This window comes from Telmatospirillum sp. J64-1 (genome assembly GCF_006980715.1).
Taxonomy (GTDB): domain Bacteria; phylum Pseudomonadota; class Alphaproteobacteria; order Rhodospirillales; family Magnetospirillaceae; genus Oleiliquidispirillum; species Oleiliquidispirillum nitrogeniifigens.
This window is the reverse complement of record NZ_SBHN01000001.1, coordinates 367,004-381,769: the sequence shown is the minus strand read 5'-3', so window position 1 is coordinate 381,769 and position 14,766 is coordinate 367,004. Positions and strand designations below refer to the sequence as shown.

General features: G+C 61.6%; 11 protein-coding genes. 6 read left to right on the top strand and 5 right to left on the bottom strand.

The genetic code is table 11. The features are described 5' to 3' along the window. Positions 1–75: 75 nt before the first annotated feature. Together EPD66_RS01705 and EPD66_RS01700 are read left to right on the top strand one after the other, a co-directional pair. A complete protein-coding gene (locus tag EPD66_RS01705; RefSeq protein ID WP_142846724.1) occupies positions 76–1,125 on the top strand; it encodes an AAA family ATPase in 1,050 nt (349 codons plus the stop codon). 67 nt (positions 1,126–1,192) lie between these two features. Next, complete coding sequence (locus EPD66_RS01700) at positions 1,193–2,215, top strand: ParB/RepB/Spo0J family partition protein (protein ID WP_221930834.1); 1,023 nt, start codon at positions 1,193–1,195, stop codon at positions 2,213–2,215. A 106-nt stretch (positions 2,216–2,321) separates the two neighbouring features. Here the strand turns inward: EPD66_RS01700 and EPD66_RS24515 are convergent, their stop codons facing one another. Continuing rightward, positions 2,322–2,453: a hypothetical protein gene (locus EPD66_RS24515; RefSeq protein WP_255448323.1), complete on the bottom strand. Its 132-nt coding sequence runs from the start codon at positions 2,451–2,453 to the stop codon at positions 2,322–2,324. Positions 2,454–4,213: 1,760 nt separating this feature from the next. On the opposite strand from EPD66_RS24515, the gene EPD66_RS01695 reads away from it, so the two are divergent. Next, the gene (locus EPD66_RS01695) at positions 4,214–5,362 is read left to right on the top strand and encodes a hypothetical protein (protein WP_142846722.1); all 1,149 of its coding nucleotides are present in this window, start codon (positions 4,214–4,216) and stop codon (positions 5,360–5,362) included. Positions 5,363–5,382: 20 nt separating this feature from the next. On the opposite strand, the gene EPD66_RS01690 is transcribed toward EPD66_RS01695, so the two are convergent. After that, on the bottom strand, positions 5,383–6,573 hold the full coding sequence (locus tag EPD66_RS01690) for a tyrosine-type recombinase/integrase (protein ID WP_142846721.1): 1,191 nt from the start codon (positions 6,571–6,573) through the stop codon (positions 5,383–5,385). A 26-nt stretch (positions 6,574–6,599) separates the two neighbouring features. Next, positions 6,600–7,217, bottom strand: coding sequence for a site-specific integrase (locus tag EPD66_RS01685; protein WP_142846720.1), 618 nt, complete (start codon positions 7,215–7,217; stop codon positions 6,600–6,602). A gap of 383 nt (positions 7,218–7,600) precedes the next feature. Here EPD66_RS01685 and EPD66_RS01680 point away from each other — a divergent pair, with 383 nt between their 5' ends. The 3 genes from EPD66_RS01680 to EPD66_RS01670 are packed head-to-tail and all read left to right on the top strand — an operon-like array spanning position 7,601 to position 13,601. Next, positions 7,601–9,082: a bifunctional UDP-sugar hydrolase/5'-nucleotidase gene (locus tag EPD66_RS01680; RefSeq protein ID WP_142846719.1), complete on the top strand. Its 1,482-nt coding sequence runs from the start codon at positions 7,601–7,603 to the stop codon at positions 9,080–9,082. Further along, entirely contained in the window at positions 9,082–12,405 is a 3,324-nt protein-coding gene (locus EPD66_RS01675; RefSeq protein WP_142846718.1) for an ATP-binding protein, read from the top strand. Before EPD66_RS01680 ends, EPD66_RS01675 begins: the two co-directional genes overlap by 1 nt. After that, complete coding sequence (locus EPD66_RS01670; RefSeq protein WP_142846717.1) at positions 12,402–13,601, top strand: sensor histidine kinase; 1,200 nt, start codon at positions 12,402–12,404, stop codon at positions 13,599–13,601. The genes EPD66_RS01675 and EPD66_RS01670 overlap by 4 nt, the downstream gene beginning before the upstream one ends. Before the next feature lie 18 nt (positions 13,602–13,619). Here EPD66_RS01670 and EPD66_RS01665 read toward each other — a convergent pair whose 3' ends face one another. Both EPD66_RS01665 and EPD66_RS01660 read right to left on the bottom strand, forming a co-directional pair. Further along, positions 13,620–14,018, bottom strand: coding sequence for a VOC family protein (locus tag EPD66_RS01665; protein WP_142846716.1), 399 nt, complete (start codon positions 14,016–14,018; stop codon positions 13,620–13,622). A gap of 52 nt (positions 14,019–14,070) precedes the next feature. Next, entirely contained in the window at positions 14,071–14,766 is a 696-nt protein-coding gene (locus EPD66_RS01660) for an SMC-Scp complex subunit ScpB (RefSeq protein WP_142846715.1), read from the bottom strand.

Below are 14,766 nucleotides of genomic sequence, written 5' to 3'. Positions count from 1 at the left end.
GAAGCAACCGTCAACATGAGTTGACAATATTGCCCGTCACGCGCATGGTTTTCCGAGATGCCAAGCGAGGAAGCCATGCCTGATATCATGAACGGCGCCGAGCTGCGCCAAATCCGTGAAGCACGCGGTTTTGACCAACAAGAATTTGCCGAGATGCTCAACGATGCTCTCGGCCGGAAATACGACAAGCCGAAAATTTCCCGATGGGAGAACGGTGCAGAACGTGTCCCGCAACTGGTCGCCCAGTATTTGAAGGCCTCGAACAGCCAGCCTTCCGGTATTCCCACGGCCATCCCCGGCCCGGCCCTGGTGATGGCAACGCTGAACCAAAAAGGCGGTGTCGGCAAGACGGTCAGCGTCGTCAACATCGCCCATCTGCTGGCCAAGGCGGGGATGCGGGTTCTCGTCGTCGATTGCGATGCTCAGGCTTCGGCCACCATCCATTTGGGTGTCTATCCTGCCGACCGCGACGCTTTGAAGGCGACCTTGACGCATGTCCTGTTCCACAAGACGCGGATCGAGCATGCCATCATTTCCGTCTGCGACGACAGCATGGACCTGCTGCCGTCGAGCATTTCCCTGGCCCGCGCGGATAGTGAAATCAACAGCCGCGCCAATGGCAGCTTGCTGCTGCGCGCCCGCATCAATGAGATCAAGGACCGCTACGATTTCATTCTGCTGGATTGTCCGCCGCACCTTTCCCAGATCACGGTTTCGGCGCTGAATGCGGCGGATCTCGTCCTTATTCCGTCGCAGACGGAAACGCTGTCCTTGATGGGCATTCCGCAATTGCTGGAAACCCTGGCCGATGTGCAGTCCCTGGTGAATCCGGCTATTCGCGTCCTCGGCATCCTGCCGACGCTTTACGATCCCCGCCGCAACCAGGACAGGGACCGCCTGGCCGACCTGACCGAGATGGGAGGGCAGAACGGGTTCCAGGTCTTCCCCCCCGTCCGGCGGGCAGTGGCCTATCCAACCGGTGTCAATGAAGGGAAACCGGGCCTAGCCATTGACCCGAATGCCGCGGGATGCGAAAGCTATCAGGAAATCGCCGATGTCATGATCGACCGGTTGAGCGCCTATCGAGCCACCCAATCCGCGAAGGAGGACCTCCGCCATGGCTAGAAAGAAACCCACCGGAGCCAGCGCCCTTGCCATGATCAGCAGGGCACGCGGATCGACGGCGGGCATCGTGGCGACCGATACACCCTCTCCTTTGTCGGCAGCAGTCACGACGGTGCCGCATGCCGCGACACCGACCGGAATAGATCTGAAGCAGCGCCTGCTGCCGCTTGACGTGATCGAGCCCAATCCCGATCAGCCCCGCCGGCTTTTCGACGAAAATGGCGAATTGCTCGATCCCCGGACGATGCAGGAACTGGTTCAGTCGATTCAGCGCGTGGGCGTCTTGCAGCCGATCCTCGTCCGTTCCCTGCCCAATGACCGCTTCAGCATCGTTGCCGGCGAACGGCGCTGGCGTGCCGCGCAGCTTGCCGGGCTCACGCATATCCCGGTGGCGATCACCAATAGCGACGATCCCGACCTGCTCGCCTTGCTGGAGAATATTCAGCGTGAAGATCTCAGCGCGCTCGATCTTGCCAGCTATCTTCATCGGCTGAAGGAAGAGAGGGGGATCAGCCAGGACAAACTGGCGGAGCTGATCGGTAAGTCGAAGACCTATGTCAGCCGTATGTTGGCGATTCTGACCTTGCCGGGCGAGATCCTGGAGGAATTGCCGAGCCATCGCGACAAAATTTCCGCCAAAATGCTGACGGAAATCGTTGAGGCTGGTGAAAAAGACATTCAGTTGGCCCTGTGGGACAAGGTCAAGCAGGGTGCCAGTGCGAACACCATCCGCCTGATCAAGCGGCTGCCCCAGGATATCCTGGCTGAATTGCCGCATTACCGGAACCGCATTACCGTCAGTCATCTGATTGCTCTTCTCGAAGAAGAGGACGAAGAGCAGCAGTTGGCGCTGTGGCAGCAGATCAAGGAAGATGCGGCGATTGCCTTCCAGGACAAGGCTGCCCCCCGGCCGAAGAGAGAAGGGGAGAATGCGCGCTTTTTCGCCCAGATCGTTCGCCTGACCAAGAATGCACGGAAGCTGCATCATAGCGTTGCAGAGATGACCGACGAACAGATCGCCGAGATCGAAGAAGCCCGGGCTGCCCTGGATGATATCTTGGCGCAGGCGAAATTGCGCCGGCGCAACTAAATGCCGTTTGGTCGATTGGCGAGTAAATCAGGCTTGCGTTCTCTCGCTCCGATTTGAGTGAAAGCCGACGCGGCGTAGGCTGCTCGAGAACAACTTCTCTGTTTGATCAAAAGGGGCGGGAAAAGCATGACGGCTTCTCCCGCCCTTGTTTTGTCCGGCACAGAAAACCGCTTTGATCAGAGGAAGCGGAGAAACGCACTTTCCCTGCTAAAGCGTCTTTTTCGGCGATCTCACGCATTGTCTTCAGATCCTTTCTGAAGCAAAAAGTCTTCTTTCGTCAAAGCTCTCTTCGGATAGGCAGGCGTGAATGGTTGCGAGCAAAGAAGCTGTTATTGCGGAGATTGTTTCGTCTTGAGGCAAGAAGTTTAGTGCATCTCGCGTCCGCATTTCTGCGATGCATTGAGATTTTTCGCAGAGGAACGGTTTCGCTTTTTTTAGAAGGGGAGGGCGGTTGAAATCTTTTCATACATGAGACGGGCTCCAGCTCGGCAGATTTCGCCGTTCAATGAAGTTATAGCGCTGCTCCAGCTTCTTTTGTGTGTGAGGCCGGAGAAGTGTTGTTCATTTTAAACAGGTCCCTTTGCCAAGCATTTTTGGTTCGGCCTTTTATGCTGTTTCCGATTACAGCCTATAGTTGAAATTTCGTGTTTTTGATGCGGCACACGTGGTGTGCAGGCGTGAGATCATTTCTGTTATGGAATGATTCATACTTTCTAGTTCTTATTTATTGTTTAAGTAATTCTTAAAGCAGTGGTTTTCCGCTTGGGTTTCGAAATCTTATGCGTGTGGGCGGAATCCGCAGGTTGTACACATAGGGATTGTCACAGGGAAGAACCACGGTGAGAGGGGAGGGGGACAGGCTTTGGTGGGGGAGATTTCGCACGAACCTGTGTGGTTTGTATGGAGCGCAAACGCCTATAAGACTCTGACTATAGAGAGATTCAAGGTTAGTAAAGGATATGAGAAGGTTGGCTGTGGATAAGTCTTTCGTCGGGAGATCGATAAGCCGCGGTATTCCTCCGGTTGGCCGCCCGGCCTTGCCTGAAAGGGTGCGACGTTCACCTACCGTAAAGGGCGGATCTGCGCGTCCTAGACCTACCGGTTTCCGCGACGTCATCCTACCGGCGAGGGGCAAGCGCGACACGAACCTACCGGGCAAAAGAAGGGGCGCGACGCAGACCTACTGCGGAAAGGGGAGGGTGCGACATGGACCTACTGAGGGTGCGATACTAACCTACTGGCCTCCTGGGCCCCTGCGACATGAACCTACCGGTCCTGCCGGGCCATAGACAAGCCGGTGCGACACAGACCTACCGAAAAACCCTTCTTACGGCGACGCCAACCTACCGCATCACCGCCGTAAGCCGGTGCCATTCGCTGCCCGAAAGGGGATCGATCCGGGCTTTTTTCCCTTCCTGTTACGCCTCTAGGAAGAAATATCATTTAGTATCAATAAGTTAAGTGAGGCGCGACACCTACCTACCGAAGATGGCAGGTCAGGAACGGCCCGGTCCTGGATGAAACAGGGCGCGACTTATTCCTACCGTAGGCCGCCAGGGAAGCGGGACCTCAGGACCTATAAATTTGTTATATATCAATAACTTATGAATATTTCTGTATCCCGGATGCGACGTCAACCTACCGGCCGCGAGAGCTGTCCGGCAGGGCCGGAAGGCGGGGAGGAAAGGTGGCTGCGACACGAACCTACCGCTCTGTCCCCCCTGCAAGGGCCGCAAATCCCTCGTGAATGCGCACTCCGAGCTCTTCCGAGGAGGGACGCGACGCCAACCTACCGCTTCCACCGCTGGGGCGCGACACAGACCTACCGAGGTGCGACATGAACCTACCGCCACCTTGGGCGGGGTGCGACGCAGACCTACCGAGAATCCCCCGTTTTCTGGCCCTTTTTAGCCGGATTCGTGTCCAATCGCGTGACTCCCCCGCTTTCTATGATAGCTTTTGATGCATTCAGCAGCAGGTTCGTCAGGGAGTAGAAAGATGGCGAAGGTGCGGACCGGGAAAGAAGCCGAGAACACTCCCGTGGATGGATTGACTCCAGAGGCGGACATCCCCGGTCAGGATCTGATCGCGGTTGGCGAAACGGGCAAGCTCGATCTCGGGCGCATTCCGCAGCTCGACATGTTCGACAGTTTGCTGCCGACAAACAAGCCCCATCCCTATATCAACAGCTTCGCCCTTTTCGACCTGGCGCCGAAATATGTATGGACGGTCACCTCGGACGATTACCTGAAGCGCGAAGGCAAGGCGGTCGAAGGTGTTCTGGCGATCAAGAGCCGCCAGTTCGAACATGAAGGCATCGCCTACGAGATCGTCATCACCCCGGCCCGTTTCACCGATGAGAACGGGGCCCAGGTGGAAGCCTTCCCGTCCCATCAGGAACAGGTCCTCGAAGACGTCCTGCGCCGCCTCGCCATCACGAAGCGCCGGACGACGATGATCAATTCCGAGCCGGGCGTGAAATTCACCTTCTACGAGCTGCGCGCCGAGCTGAAGGCCATCGGCTCGACGATGTCGCTGCAGGAGATCAAGCGCGCCATCGAGATTTGCCATAAATGCAGCATCGGCATCCGCCGCATCGGCGAGAAAGAGCCGGATTTCTCGGCCCCGATCTTCCCCAGCCGGGCCCTGGCCAAGCGGCTCGAGGATGGCGACACCATTTCCTATGTCACTTTCCACCCGCTGGTGGCCGCGGCGCTGATGCGGATGGAATACCGGCTGCTCAATTACGAGACCAACGTCAAGTTCAAGGGCTATGTCTCGAAGTGGCTGCACAAGCGGCTCAGCCATCGCTACTGCCAGGCCAGCATCACCGATCGCGGCTATACCATCAAGGCGACGACGATCGTCCGCGACAGCGGGATGACGCAGTACAAGCAATGGCGCGACACGATGCGCAAGGTCCGTGAAGCCGTCGAGGAATTGAAGACCAAGGGCGTCCTTCTGAGCTACCGGTCCGAGGACATCAAGGGCTCGAACGGCCGTCTCGAGGACATCATCTTCACCCTGATGCCGTCCCTGGAATTCTCCCAGGAGCAGAAGGCGGTGAACTATCACCAGAACCAGTTGGCCCACGAATCCGAAAAGCGGGGATTGCGGGTCGTCAAAGGGGGGAAGGACAAAGCCTGATCCCTGCCGTGGATGGAAGCCTATCCATCCACGCTTTCCCTTTTCTTGGTGGCGAGCAGGCGGGCGGCCGCGCTTCTGGCGCCCTCGGCCTCCTGGTAATAGCCGGCGGCCACCTGCACCGAAGCATGCAGCGACATGGACATGGCCTGTTGCAGGGGCACGTTGTTGTTGGCGCATTCGGTCATGAAGCCCGATCTCAGGCCATGGGCCGAGAATTGCTCAGGGTCGTATCCGGCTTCGGCCAGCCTTGTCTTGATGATCTCGGCCACGGCTTCACCCGATAGGCCTTTCTGAAGGCGTTCGATCACCCAGCCTTTCTCGCCATTCTTCTTGTCCAGCGTCTCGGGCCGGCTGCCCGTATGCCAGACGCGGCGAAAGACCGGTCCCTTGTCGATCTGGGAAACCCTCAGCCATTGCTGCAGCAGTTCCGCCGGCTGCCCGACCAACCAGACCTTTCGGCTGCCTCCTTGCAGATTGGCGTCGGTCGTCTTGGTCTTGGTCATGGCCACGGCATAGACCGGCAAGCGGGCAGAGGACGGATCGGCCGGATCGGCAAGCTGGTCCGGAGCGCGCTGAAGATCGGCCACCTGGATCCGGCCGATTTCCGACCTTCGCCGCCCGCCTGAAGCGAAGGCAAAGGCGATCAGGGCACGGTCGCGGATTCCCTGGAGAGTCTCGGGGCAGACGTCGATCATCTGCTGGACCATTTCAGCCGTGATGGCCTGACGGCTTTTTTTCGCCGGAACATGGGTCGAGGCCCGCTTGAGCGTGCGCAGAAGGGCGCGAACCTCGGGCTGGAGGGTAGGGGAGTCCAGCCCCCGGATCTGATGCATCTTGCTCCAGGTCGCTAGGCGCCGGGTCACTGTGCTGGGGGCGTGGGGGCCATCTTCCACCTTGTAGCCATGCGCGGCCATGATCTCCCTGACCTTGCGCGGCATGCCGTGCTCATATCCCGCCTGGCTGCGTAGATCGGCGCGGTAGAGGTGATGGGTCAGATAGCGGATGACCAATTCCGCCGGCGCGGGCCAGGGCAGGGAGCGTCCTGTCGCCGCTTCGGCCCAACGTTCCAGATAGACCAGGTCTTTCGCATAAGCGCGCAAGGTATTCTCGGGCGTTCCGGCCCGCAGCAGGTCCTTCAGGGTCTGCTGCTCGTCGGCCGAGAGCTGGCCCAGCAAGCCGGAGGTCGAGGAGGTAAGAAGGGGCTGGTCCATCCTGCGTTGTCTTTTCCTCTTGCCGTTCAGGCGGTTCCGTTTTCCGGTCGTTTGACCAGCGACTGTATCAGGCGACGCTGCGCTTCGGGATCGCCAGAGGAAACCTCATAGGGCCGCAGGGCTTCAAGATGGCTGAATCCGCCGATCATCTGCACGTCCTTGAGCGTCGCGCCCTCGACATGTTTCGTCGCGATCATCGCCCGTTGCAGAAAGGCACGCCGCCCGCTATGGGACGAGGCCCCCTCGATCCCGGCTTTCTCGAACAGGCGATAGAGCAGATAGGCGATGGAATCCGGCCGCATGGGAGTCAGCAGGTCGGTGCTGCGTTCCGACAGGATCAAAGGCATCTCGGGCAGGCCCGGCAGACCGCGCAGCATATCCAGACAGGCGGCAAACAGACGGTCGGTCATGGGGACAATCCGTGCCTTGCGGTGCCGGAAGACCTGTAGCTCAGGCACCAGTTCGCCGTTGCGCATCATATGGCTGCGCCGGGCCTGGGAGATCTCGCCCACTTTCAGGCCGGCATCATAGGTCAGCAGCACGATCAGCCGATTGCGCCGTGGATAGCGGGTATCGGCACATTGGGCCAGCAGCTGTCTGACCTCTTTCTCTCCGATCGTGCGGGCAGGGCGGCTCTTGTTCATTTTCTGTTCCAACCTCCCGCGGGTTCCTTGTGGTGGAGAGCATTTGTCGGTGACGTTTGGGTGATGTTTTAGGTTCAGAGAGTTTTTTTTACGTTTTTCGATGGAAGGGTGTCTTATTTGGATTCACTCGTCAACCCAGCGGGAAAAATTTTTAAACCGCTCAGTTGATACGAAGTTTTCACAAAGCGCTCCTTCCATGCCCCGGCTGAGGGAATCGGCCTCGCCGGACCGGTTACCCAAGCGGCCCCATCGCTGCCTCCAGCGCGGAAAGGGCAAGCTTCGTGCCAGTCTGGGGTGTCGTAGAAATTGACCGAGGAAGGAGGATGCCTCTACTCTGCGGGAACACGCCGAAAGCGCCCCGGCGTTCCTGCGGAGATCATTGGATGCTTTCGTTATGCCGCCGTTTGACTTGCACGTCTCTACTGATCGGCGCTTTCAGCCTCAGTCCGGCCTGGGCTGGTGAAGTCACCCTGGTTTTCACCTCGACCATGGCCGATATCGAACCGGTCGCGGATGAGGGCAGCCTGCCGCAGCTGGCGACGCTCCTGCATAAGGAGCGCGAGGTCGGTCCGACCCTTTTCTTGCATGGCGGTGCCTCCCTGGCGGCGGGGGTGTTGTCGAGCTTCGACAAGGGCTCGCACATGATCGACCTGCTGAACGATCTGCAACCCGATGCCATGGCCGTGACCAAGCGCGATCTCGCCTTCGGTGAAGATGAGCTGACCTTGCGCAGCTACGAGGCGCGTTTCCCCTTCCTCAGCGCCAATGCGATCGACCGCGAAACCGGCAAGGTCCTGGAAGGTCTGGAACAGGACCTGCTGCTGGAAAGGGGAGGGGTGAAGATCGGCGTCGTGGCCGCGACCTCGCCCGAATTGACCATCCAATACATCGTTCCCCGGATCGAAGTTCAGCCTCCGGCCCAGACGGTAACAGACCGCGCGCAGGCCTTGCGGGAGGCGGGCGCGCAAGCGGTGGTCGCCATCGTCGACAATGCCGACGAGGATGTGGCCGAGTTGCGGCGCAACGGCGTGGTCGATGTGCTGGTCCAGGTCGCGGCCACAGGCAGGGACAGCGTGGAAACGGATGCGTCCGGCGCCTTCATCGTGCATAGCAACGTCAAGGGAACGGCGGTCGTGCTGCGGCTGCGCCACGACGAGGCGGAGGACAGCCTGACGATGGCGGGGGAGGTGGCCCAGCTGGCGGGAATGCCCGCCGAAACCCAGATGGCCGGGCGGGTTTCGGCCTATCTGGACCGGCTGTCGGAACTGCTGGACATCCAGGTCGGGACCACTCGGACGGCGCTTGATACCCGCCGCGAAGTCATCCGCGCCGAAGAGACGCCCTTCGCCTCGTTGGTCGCCGATGCCATGCGCAGCCTGCTGAACGCGGATATCGCACTCATCAATGGCGGCTCCATCCGCGGTAATCGCCTCTACGAGGCCGGTACCCCGCTGACCCGGCGCGACATCCAGCGGGAATTGCCGTTCCGCGACTTCATCACCACCGTTCCCGTTACGGGCGCGGCCTTGCGGGAGGCGCTGGAACTCAGTGCCTCGGGCGTGGAGACGCTGAAGGGTAGCTTCCTGCACCCGTCCAACATGAAAGTCGTCTACGATCTGTCACGCCCGGCAGGATCACGGGTCGAACGGGTCGAGATCGCGGGCAAGCCCCTGGACCCGGCCGCCGTCTACAAAGTGGCGATGACGGGATATCTGGCGAAGGGCGGCGATGGCTATGCCATGCTGGCGGCGAAGGACGACATCCCGCGCGATGACGGCAAACTGCTTTGGGAAATCATGGCCCATTACATCTCGGAACAAGGCGTCATCGCCCCGGGTATTGACGGCCGGATCGTTCTCCGCTGATGCCGGGCAAGGATCTTCAGCCCCCGGCGGCACCACGGCGACGCCTGTTGCGCGGGGGCGTCAGCCGCCAGATCAATCTGGGCCTGCTGGCGATGACCCTCGTCCTGGCCGGTATTTCCGGATCGGCCTATCTGAACCAGGAACGCTTCGGCCAAGCGCTTTCGGTCCTCTCGGCCTCTTCCTTGCCGAAAGTGACTTCCGGCGCCGAACTGACGGGTGATCTTCAGCTTCTGCTGACCCATGCCTCCCGCCTCGGGATGGCACAAAGCCATCCGGAACGGCGTGTCACCCTCGGCGATATCGACGCCACCTTGAGCGGCGTGTTCCGCGCCTCGCGGGCGCTGGAGGAGATCCCCGGCGGCGAAACGGTGTCCAGCGTCCTGCATACGCTGGAACGGACGCTTCCGGACCTGGATGCCCTGGTGGTGGAAAGGATCGACAGCGCGGCCCGCGTCGATGACGCCCTGGCGGAACTTCACCGCTTCTCGGAAGGGCAGGGGGCCCTGGTCGCCTCTCTGCTCCAGGAACTGCCCGCCGAGTATCATCGCGACCTCGGCCTGTGGTCAGCCCAGGTCAATAGGGTGCTGAGCCTGGCGACCTATTCCACGGGAATGCGGTATCTGAAGGACATCAAGGGGGCGGAGGACACCAGTCGGACCCTGCTCGACGGCCTGCCTTTCCTGCGCCGGGACCTGCCGCCGGAAGGGCAGGGGGCCTTGGCGCCGCTGGAAAGGAATCTGGCGGATATCCTGATCGATGCCGGCGGCCTCTATCCCAGTCTCGAACAAAGACAGGCTGCCAGCGCACGCAGCATGGCGCTTACCCATCAAGTCCTGGTAATGGTCGAGGAAGTGGGCAAGCTCGCCCAATCGATGTTCGAGGGGATCAATACCGAAGCCACCGCCACCGCACAGTCGCTGTCCAGCGACGTGGCGCGGCAGAACCGCCTCCTGGCCGGACTGGCCGGGCTGGGCCTGCTGGTGGCGTTAGGCGTTCATCTCTATCTGCGCCGCTTCGTCACATCGCGCCTGGCGCGGCTCAACGCCGCCGTGCTGGACCGGGTCGCCGGGCGCGAGACGGAACTGCCCGGCAAGGGCAGCGACGAGATTTCGACCATTTCCCGCTCCATCCAGTATTTCCTGGACGAGATCAACCGCCGCCAGCAACAGGTCCGGGCCAGCGAGAAGCAATTCCGCGACGTGGTCGAAGGATCGGTGCAGGCGGTGGCGATCACCGAGGGCGGACGCCTTCTCTTCTGCAACGAAGCCTTCCGCCGCCTGTTCGGGGATCTGCCGTCACCGCAGGAACTGCCCGCCGCCCTGAAGGCGCAGGCTGATCTTTCTTCCCAAGGGAACATCCCCATCCTCGCCCGGCGCGTGCCCGTGCCGCGTGATGACGGCACCGGGATGTGGCTCGACATCGCCGTTTCCCCCATTGTCTGGCAGGGGCGGCCGGTGCGGCAGGTGACGATGATCGACGTCACCCAGAACGTCCTGGCGGAACAGGCACTGGAGGACGCACGGGAAAAGGCCGTCGAAGCTTCCGAGGCCAAGGGCCAGTTCCTGGCCAATATGAGCCACGAAATCCGGACCCCGATGAATGCGATCATCGGCCTCAGCCATCTGGCGCTGCGGACCGACCTGTTGCCCCGGCAGCGGGATTACCTGACCAAGATCCAGTCTTCCGCCAAGACCCTGCTGGGACTCATCAACGATATCCTCGACTTCTCCAAGATCGAGGCGGACATGCTCGACGTCGAGCATGTGCCTTTCCGTGTCGCCGCGGTGATGGAACATGTCTCCAATGTCCTCTCTCTGCAGGCCGAGGAAAAGGGGCTGAAACTGGATTTCGTCCTTTCGCCGGATATACCCGATCTGCTGGTGGGCGACCCGCTGCGGCTGGGACAGATCCTGCTCAATCTCGCCGGCAACGCCGTCAAGTTTACCGAAAAAGGTGCAATTACCGTCTCGACCGACAATGCCGGGCAGGAGGGAGGGGCGGTTTTCCTCCGCTTCCATATCCGCGATACCGGCATCGGCATGACGCCCGAACAGATGGAGCGCCTGTTCCAGCCCTTCAGCCAAGCCGACAGCTCGACCACCCGGCGCTATGGCGGCACCGGCCTCGGCCTAGCGATCTGCAAGCGCCTGATGACCCTGATGGGCGGCGAGATCGCGGTGGACAGCCGGCCGGGGCAGGGGACCCTCTTCACCGTCATCCTGCCGTTCACCCTTCCGGACGAGGAGGACCTTTCCCTCGACCGGCCCGCTCCCGCCGGTGTTCTGCCCCCTGTTTCGGGTCTGCGGGTCCTCGTCGCCGACGACAACGAAATCAATCGCCAAGTCGCACGCGAAATCCTGGAGGATGCCGGACTATCCGTGACGTTGGTGGAAAATGGCGAGGACGCGGTCAGGATGGCGCTGGACCCGGCCAATGATTTCGCGGCGCTGCTGCTGGACGTGCAGATGCCCGGTATGGACGGATTGCAGGCCGCCCGCCTCATCCGCCAGAGCGTGGGGCCCGAACGCCTGCCGATCATCGCCATGACCGCCCATGCCATGGAACAGGAGCGCCGCCGCTGCCTCGAAGCCGGGATGGACGACCACATCTCCAAGCCGGTCGACCCGGCGGCCCTGGTGGACATGCTGGGGCGCTGGCTGCAGCCCTTCGAGGCACGGCGGAAATCGACGGAGGCGGAAAAGCTCCTGCCGCCGGACCTGCCGGGCTTCGACCTCGCCACCGCCTTGTGGCGCATGAACGGCAATGTCCATCTGCTGCGCCGTTCGCTGCTGATCTTTCACGATACCTTCGCCGAGGCGGTGCCGAAGCTGCGGTCCGCCTTGGACCGGAACGCCTGGGTGGAAGCGGAACATTACGTCCATCTACTGCGGGGAACGGCCGGAACTTTGGGGGCGCAGGAGGTCTGGCAGGCCGCGACCGAGCTGGAACAGGCCCTGCACGCGAAGGACCCGGAACAGGCCGAGCACAGTTTCGCCGTACTGGCCGGGGTCCTGCCCGTCGTTCTGGAAGCGACGGCCCAGCTGCGTCCCGCCCCGTCGCCGGCAACACCTTCCCTGGCGGAGGGAACGATAGATGCGGCCCAGTTGCGGCCGCTGCTGTGCCGCCTTGATGAAGCCCTTGCCGGCAACAGCCTGCGGGCGCAACAATATCACCAAGCCCTGGGCGAGGCTTTGGGCGGCGCCGCGCTTCCCGCCTTGCAGGATATCGGGCGGCATATCGAGGCACTGGATTACAAGGCGGCACGCCGGGCGCTTGCCACACTGACGCATGACCTGGGACTAGCGGCAGCGACGAACGCATGAGCGACGGCGATTCCCTTCTGATCATCGATGACGACGTAACCAGCATCCGCGCTCTGACCAATGTGTTGGATTACGAGCATATCCGCTTCGCCACCTCGGGTTCCCAAGGGCTGGAGCTGGCACGGAGCTTTCCGCCCAGCCTGATCCTGCTCGACGTCCTGATGCCGGAAATGGACGGCTATCAGGTCTGCGCCCGGCTGAAGGCCGATCCGGCCACCCGGGACATCCCCGTCATTTTCATCACGTCCCTCTCCAGCCCCGAGGAAGAGGCGCGGGGCCTGGAATTAGGGGCGGTGGACTACGTCACCAAACCCTTCAGCCCGGCCATCGTGCAGGCGCGCGTGGCGACGCATCTGTCCCTGCGCCGGGCCAACGAATTCCTGCGCAACAAGAACCAGATCCTTGAGGCCCTGGTCGAGGAGCGTAGCCGGAAACTGGCCGAGGCCCAGCGCGAGAAGATGGAGGCCCTGCGGCAGATGGTTGCCGGCGTCGCGCACCAGATCAACACTCCCATCGGAGTCGCGCTGGGCAGCGTGTCCAGCCTGACGGACCAGATCAGCAGGCTTTCCGACAAGATCAACGGAAATCATCTACGTCGCGCCGACCTCGAGGCCTTCCTGCAAAACGCCAAGGACCTTGCCGATCTCGTGACCGAGAATGTCCGACGGGCCGGGCATCTGGTGCAATATTTCAAGCAGGTCGCCGCAGAATCCGGTGGCAGCAACGGCGCGTTCAATCTCGGCGCCTTCCTTCAGGAAACCATGGAGGCCTTGAAGCCGCGCTGGGCCGCGGCCGGGCACAGCCTGCGTCTGTCTTGCCCCAACAATCTGGTGCTGGAAAGCTATCCCGCGGTGCTGGTGGCGGTGATCGAGCAATTGCTGGCCAATGCCCTGGACCATGCCTATGCGCCTGGGGAAAGCGGCCGTCTTTCCCTGACCGTCGAAGAGGCAGGGGAAGGCGAGGTGCTTCTCCGCTTTGCCGATGACGGACGCGGTATCCCGGCGGAAATCCGGCCGAAAATCTTCGCGCCCTTCTTCACTACGGCGCGGGCCCGGGGCTCGGTCGGACTGGGGCTGAATATCGTCTACAACCTCGTCACTGAGTCCTTGGGCGGAAGCATCGAAGTTCTCACCCCGGAGAGGGGCGGATGCGAGATCCTGCTGCGCCTGGGAAAAAGCCTGCCTCCCCGGGATTGAGCGGAGAACCGGCTGCGATCACGCCTCTTGTTCCAGAAGGCACATGCAGCAGATCTTGTGCCCTTCGGGATCCCGCACATAGGCGCCATAGAAATCGGGGGAGTAGTTAGGGCGCGTTCCCGGCGCACCTTCCGCCTTGCCGCCTGCCGAGATTGCGGCATCGAAGAAGCGATTGACCGTTTCCGGATCAGGGGCGAGAAGACCGATTGTCGTGCCGTTGCCGACACTGGCGGGCTTGCCGTCTATGGGACGGCAGACGAAGAAACCGCCCGATGTTTCGCCCGGGGGAGCATAGATGACCCATCCGCTCTCCTCATCGTAGAAACGCCGGGAGAGACCGAGGATCGGCAGCACGGCATCATAGAAATCCCGCGAGCGCTTCAGATCGTTGCTGCCGAGTGTGATATGGCTGAACATGCCTGTGCGTCCTTCCTGAAACCTTCTCCCTGATAGGATAAGGAAGAATGCCTCATTCCTGAAGAGGGGCCGAAGCCTCGTCTTCCTCGGGCGGCTCCGGCAGAAGGTCGTCCTCGGCCGACGGCAGCCCGGCGAAGGGTCCCAGCCGATCCTTGGACAGCAGGCCCGCTTCCTCCAGCTCTGCCATGTCGGGCAGATCGGACAGGCTTTCCAGCCCGAAATGGGCCAGAAAGGCGGGCGTGGTGACATAGGTATAGGGGGCCCCGGGCTCGGGGCTGCGCGGTCCCGCCGTGATGAAGTCCCGCGCCTTCAGGCGGGCGATCAGGTCTCGGCTGATCTCGATACCGATGGCCCGTTTCATCTGGTTCCGTGTGATCGGCTGGAAATAGGCGATCGTCATCAGCGCCAGGCTTTCCTTCCGCGACAGATCCCCTCCGGCGGAAGAAGGCGCGACTTGCGCAGCGGCGATGGCGGCGGCGAAGTCCCGGCGGGTCTGGAAGCGGTAGCCCCCGGCGACGGACACGATCTCGTAGGGACGGTCGCGTAGCTCGTGCCGGATATCGGCGATCAGTTGGTCGATGACGCAGCGCCGCCCCACCACCTTGGAAAGGACTTCCCGTGGGACCGGTTGCGCGGCGGCGAAGATGATGGCCTCGACCCGGCCCATCCAGATGCGCCACCGTTCCGCCGGCGGCAAATCGGCGAGTTCGATATCTAGAGGCGGCGGTGAGGGCTTGGTTTCGGCCAT

Excerpts from the sequence above, each read along its gene's own strand:
- EPD66_RS01705 (WP_142846724.1), top strand. The coding sequence starts at position 76 with ATGCCTGATATCATGAACGGCGCCGAGCTGCGCCAAATCCGTGAAGCA.
- EPD66_RS24515 (WP_255448323.1), bottom strand. The coding sequence starts at position 2,453 with ATGCGTGAGATCGCCGAAAAAGACGCTTTAGCAGGGAAAGTGCGTTTC.
- EPD66_RS01695 (WP_142846722.1), top strand. The coding sequence starts at position 4,214 with ATGGCGAAGGTGCGGACCGGGAAAGAAGCCGAGAACACTCCCGTGGAT.
- EPD66_RS01690 (WP_142846721.1), bottom strand. The coding sequence starts at position 6,573 with ATGGACCAGCCCCTTCTTACCTCCTCGACCTCCGGCTTGCTGGGCCAG.
- EPD66_RS01685 (WP_142846720.1), bottom strand. The coding sequence starts at position 7,217 with ATGAACAAGAGCCGCCCTGCCCGCACGATCGGAGAGAAAGAGGTCAGA.
- EPD66_RS01680 (WP_142846719.1), top strand. The coding sequence starts at position 7,601 with ATGCTTTCGTTATGCCGCCGTTTGACTTGCACGTCTCTACTGATCGGC.
- EPD66_RS01675 (WP_142846718.1), top strand. The coding sequence starts at position 9,082 with ATGCCGGGCAAGGATCTTCAGCCCCCGGCGGCACCACGGCGACGCCTG.
- EPD66_RS01670 (WP_142846717.1), top strand. The coding sequence starts at position 12,402 with ATGAGCGACGGCGATTCCCTTCTGATCATCGATGACGACGTAACCAGC.
- EPD66_RS01665 (WP_142846716.1), bottom strand. The coding sequence starts at position 14,018 with ATGTTCAGCCATATCACACTCGGCAGCAACGATCTGAAGCGCTCGCGG.
- EPD66_RS01660 (WP_142846715.1), bottom strand. The coding sequence starts at position 14,766 with ATGGCCGAAACCAAGCCCTCACCGCCGCCTCTAGATATCGAACTCGCC.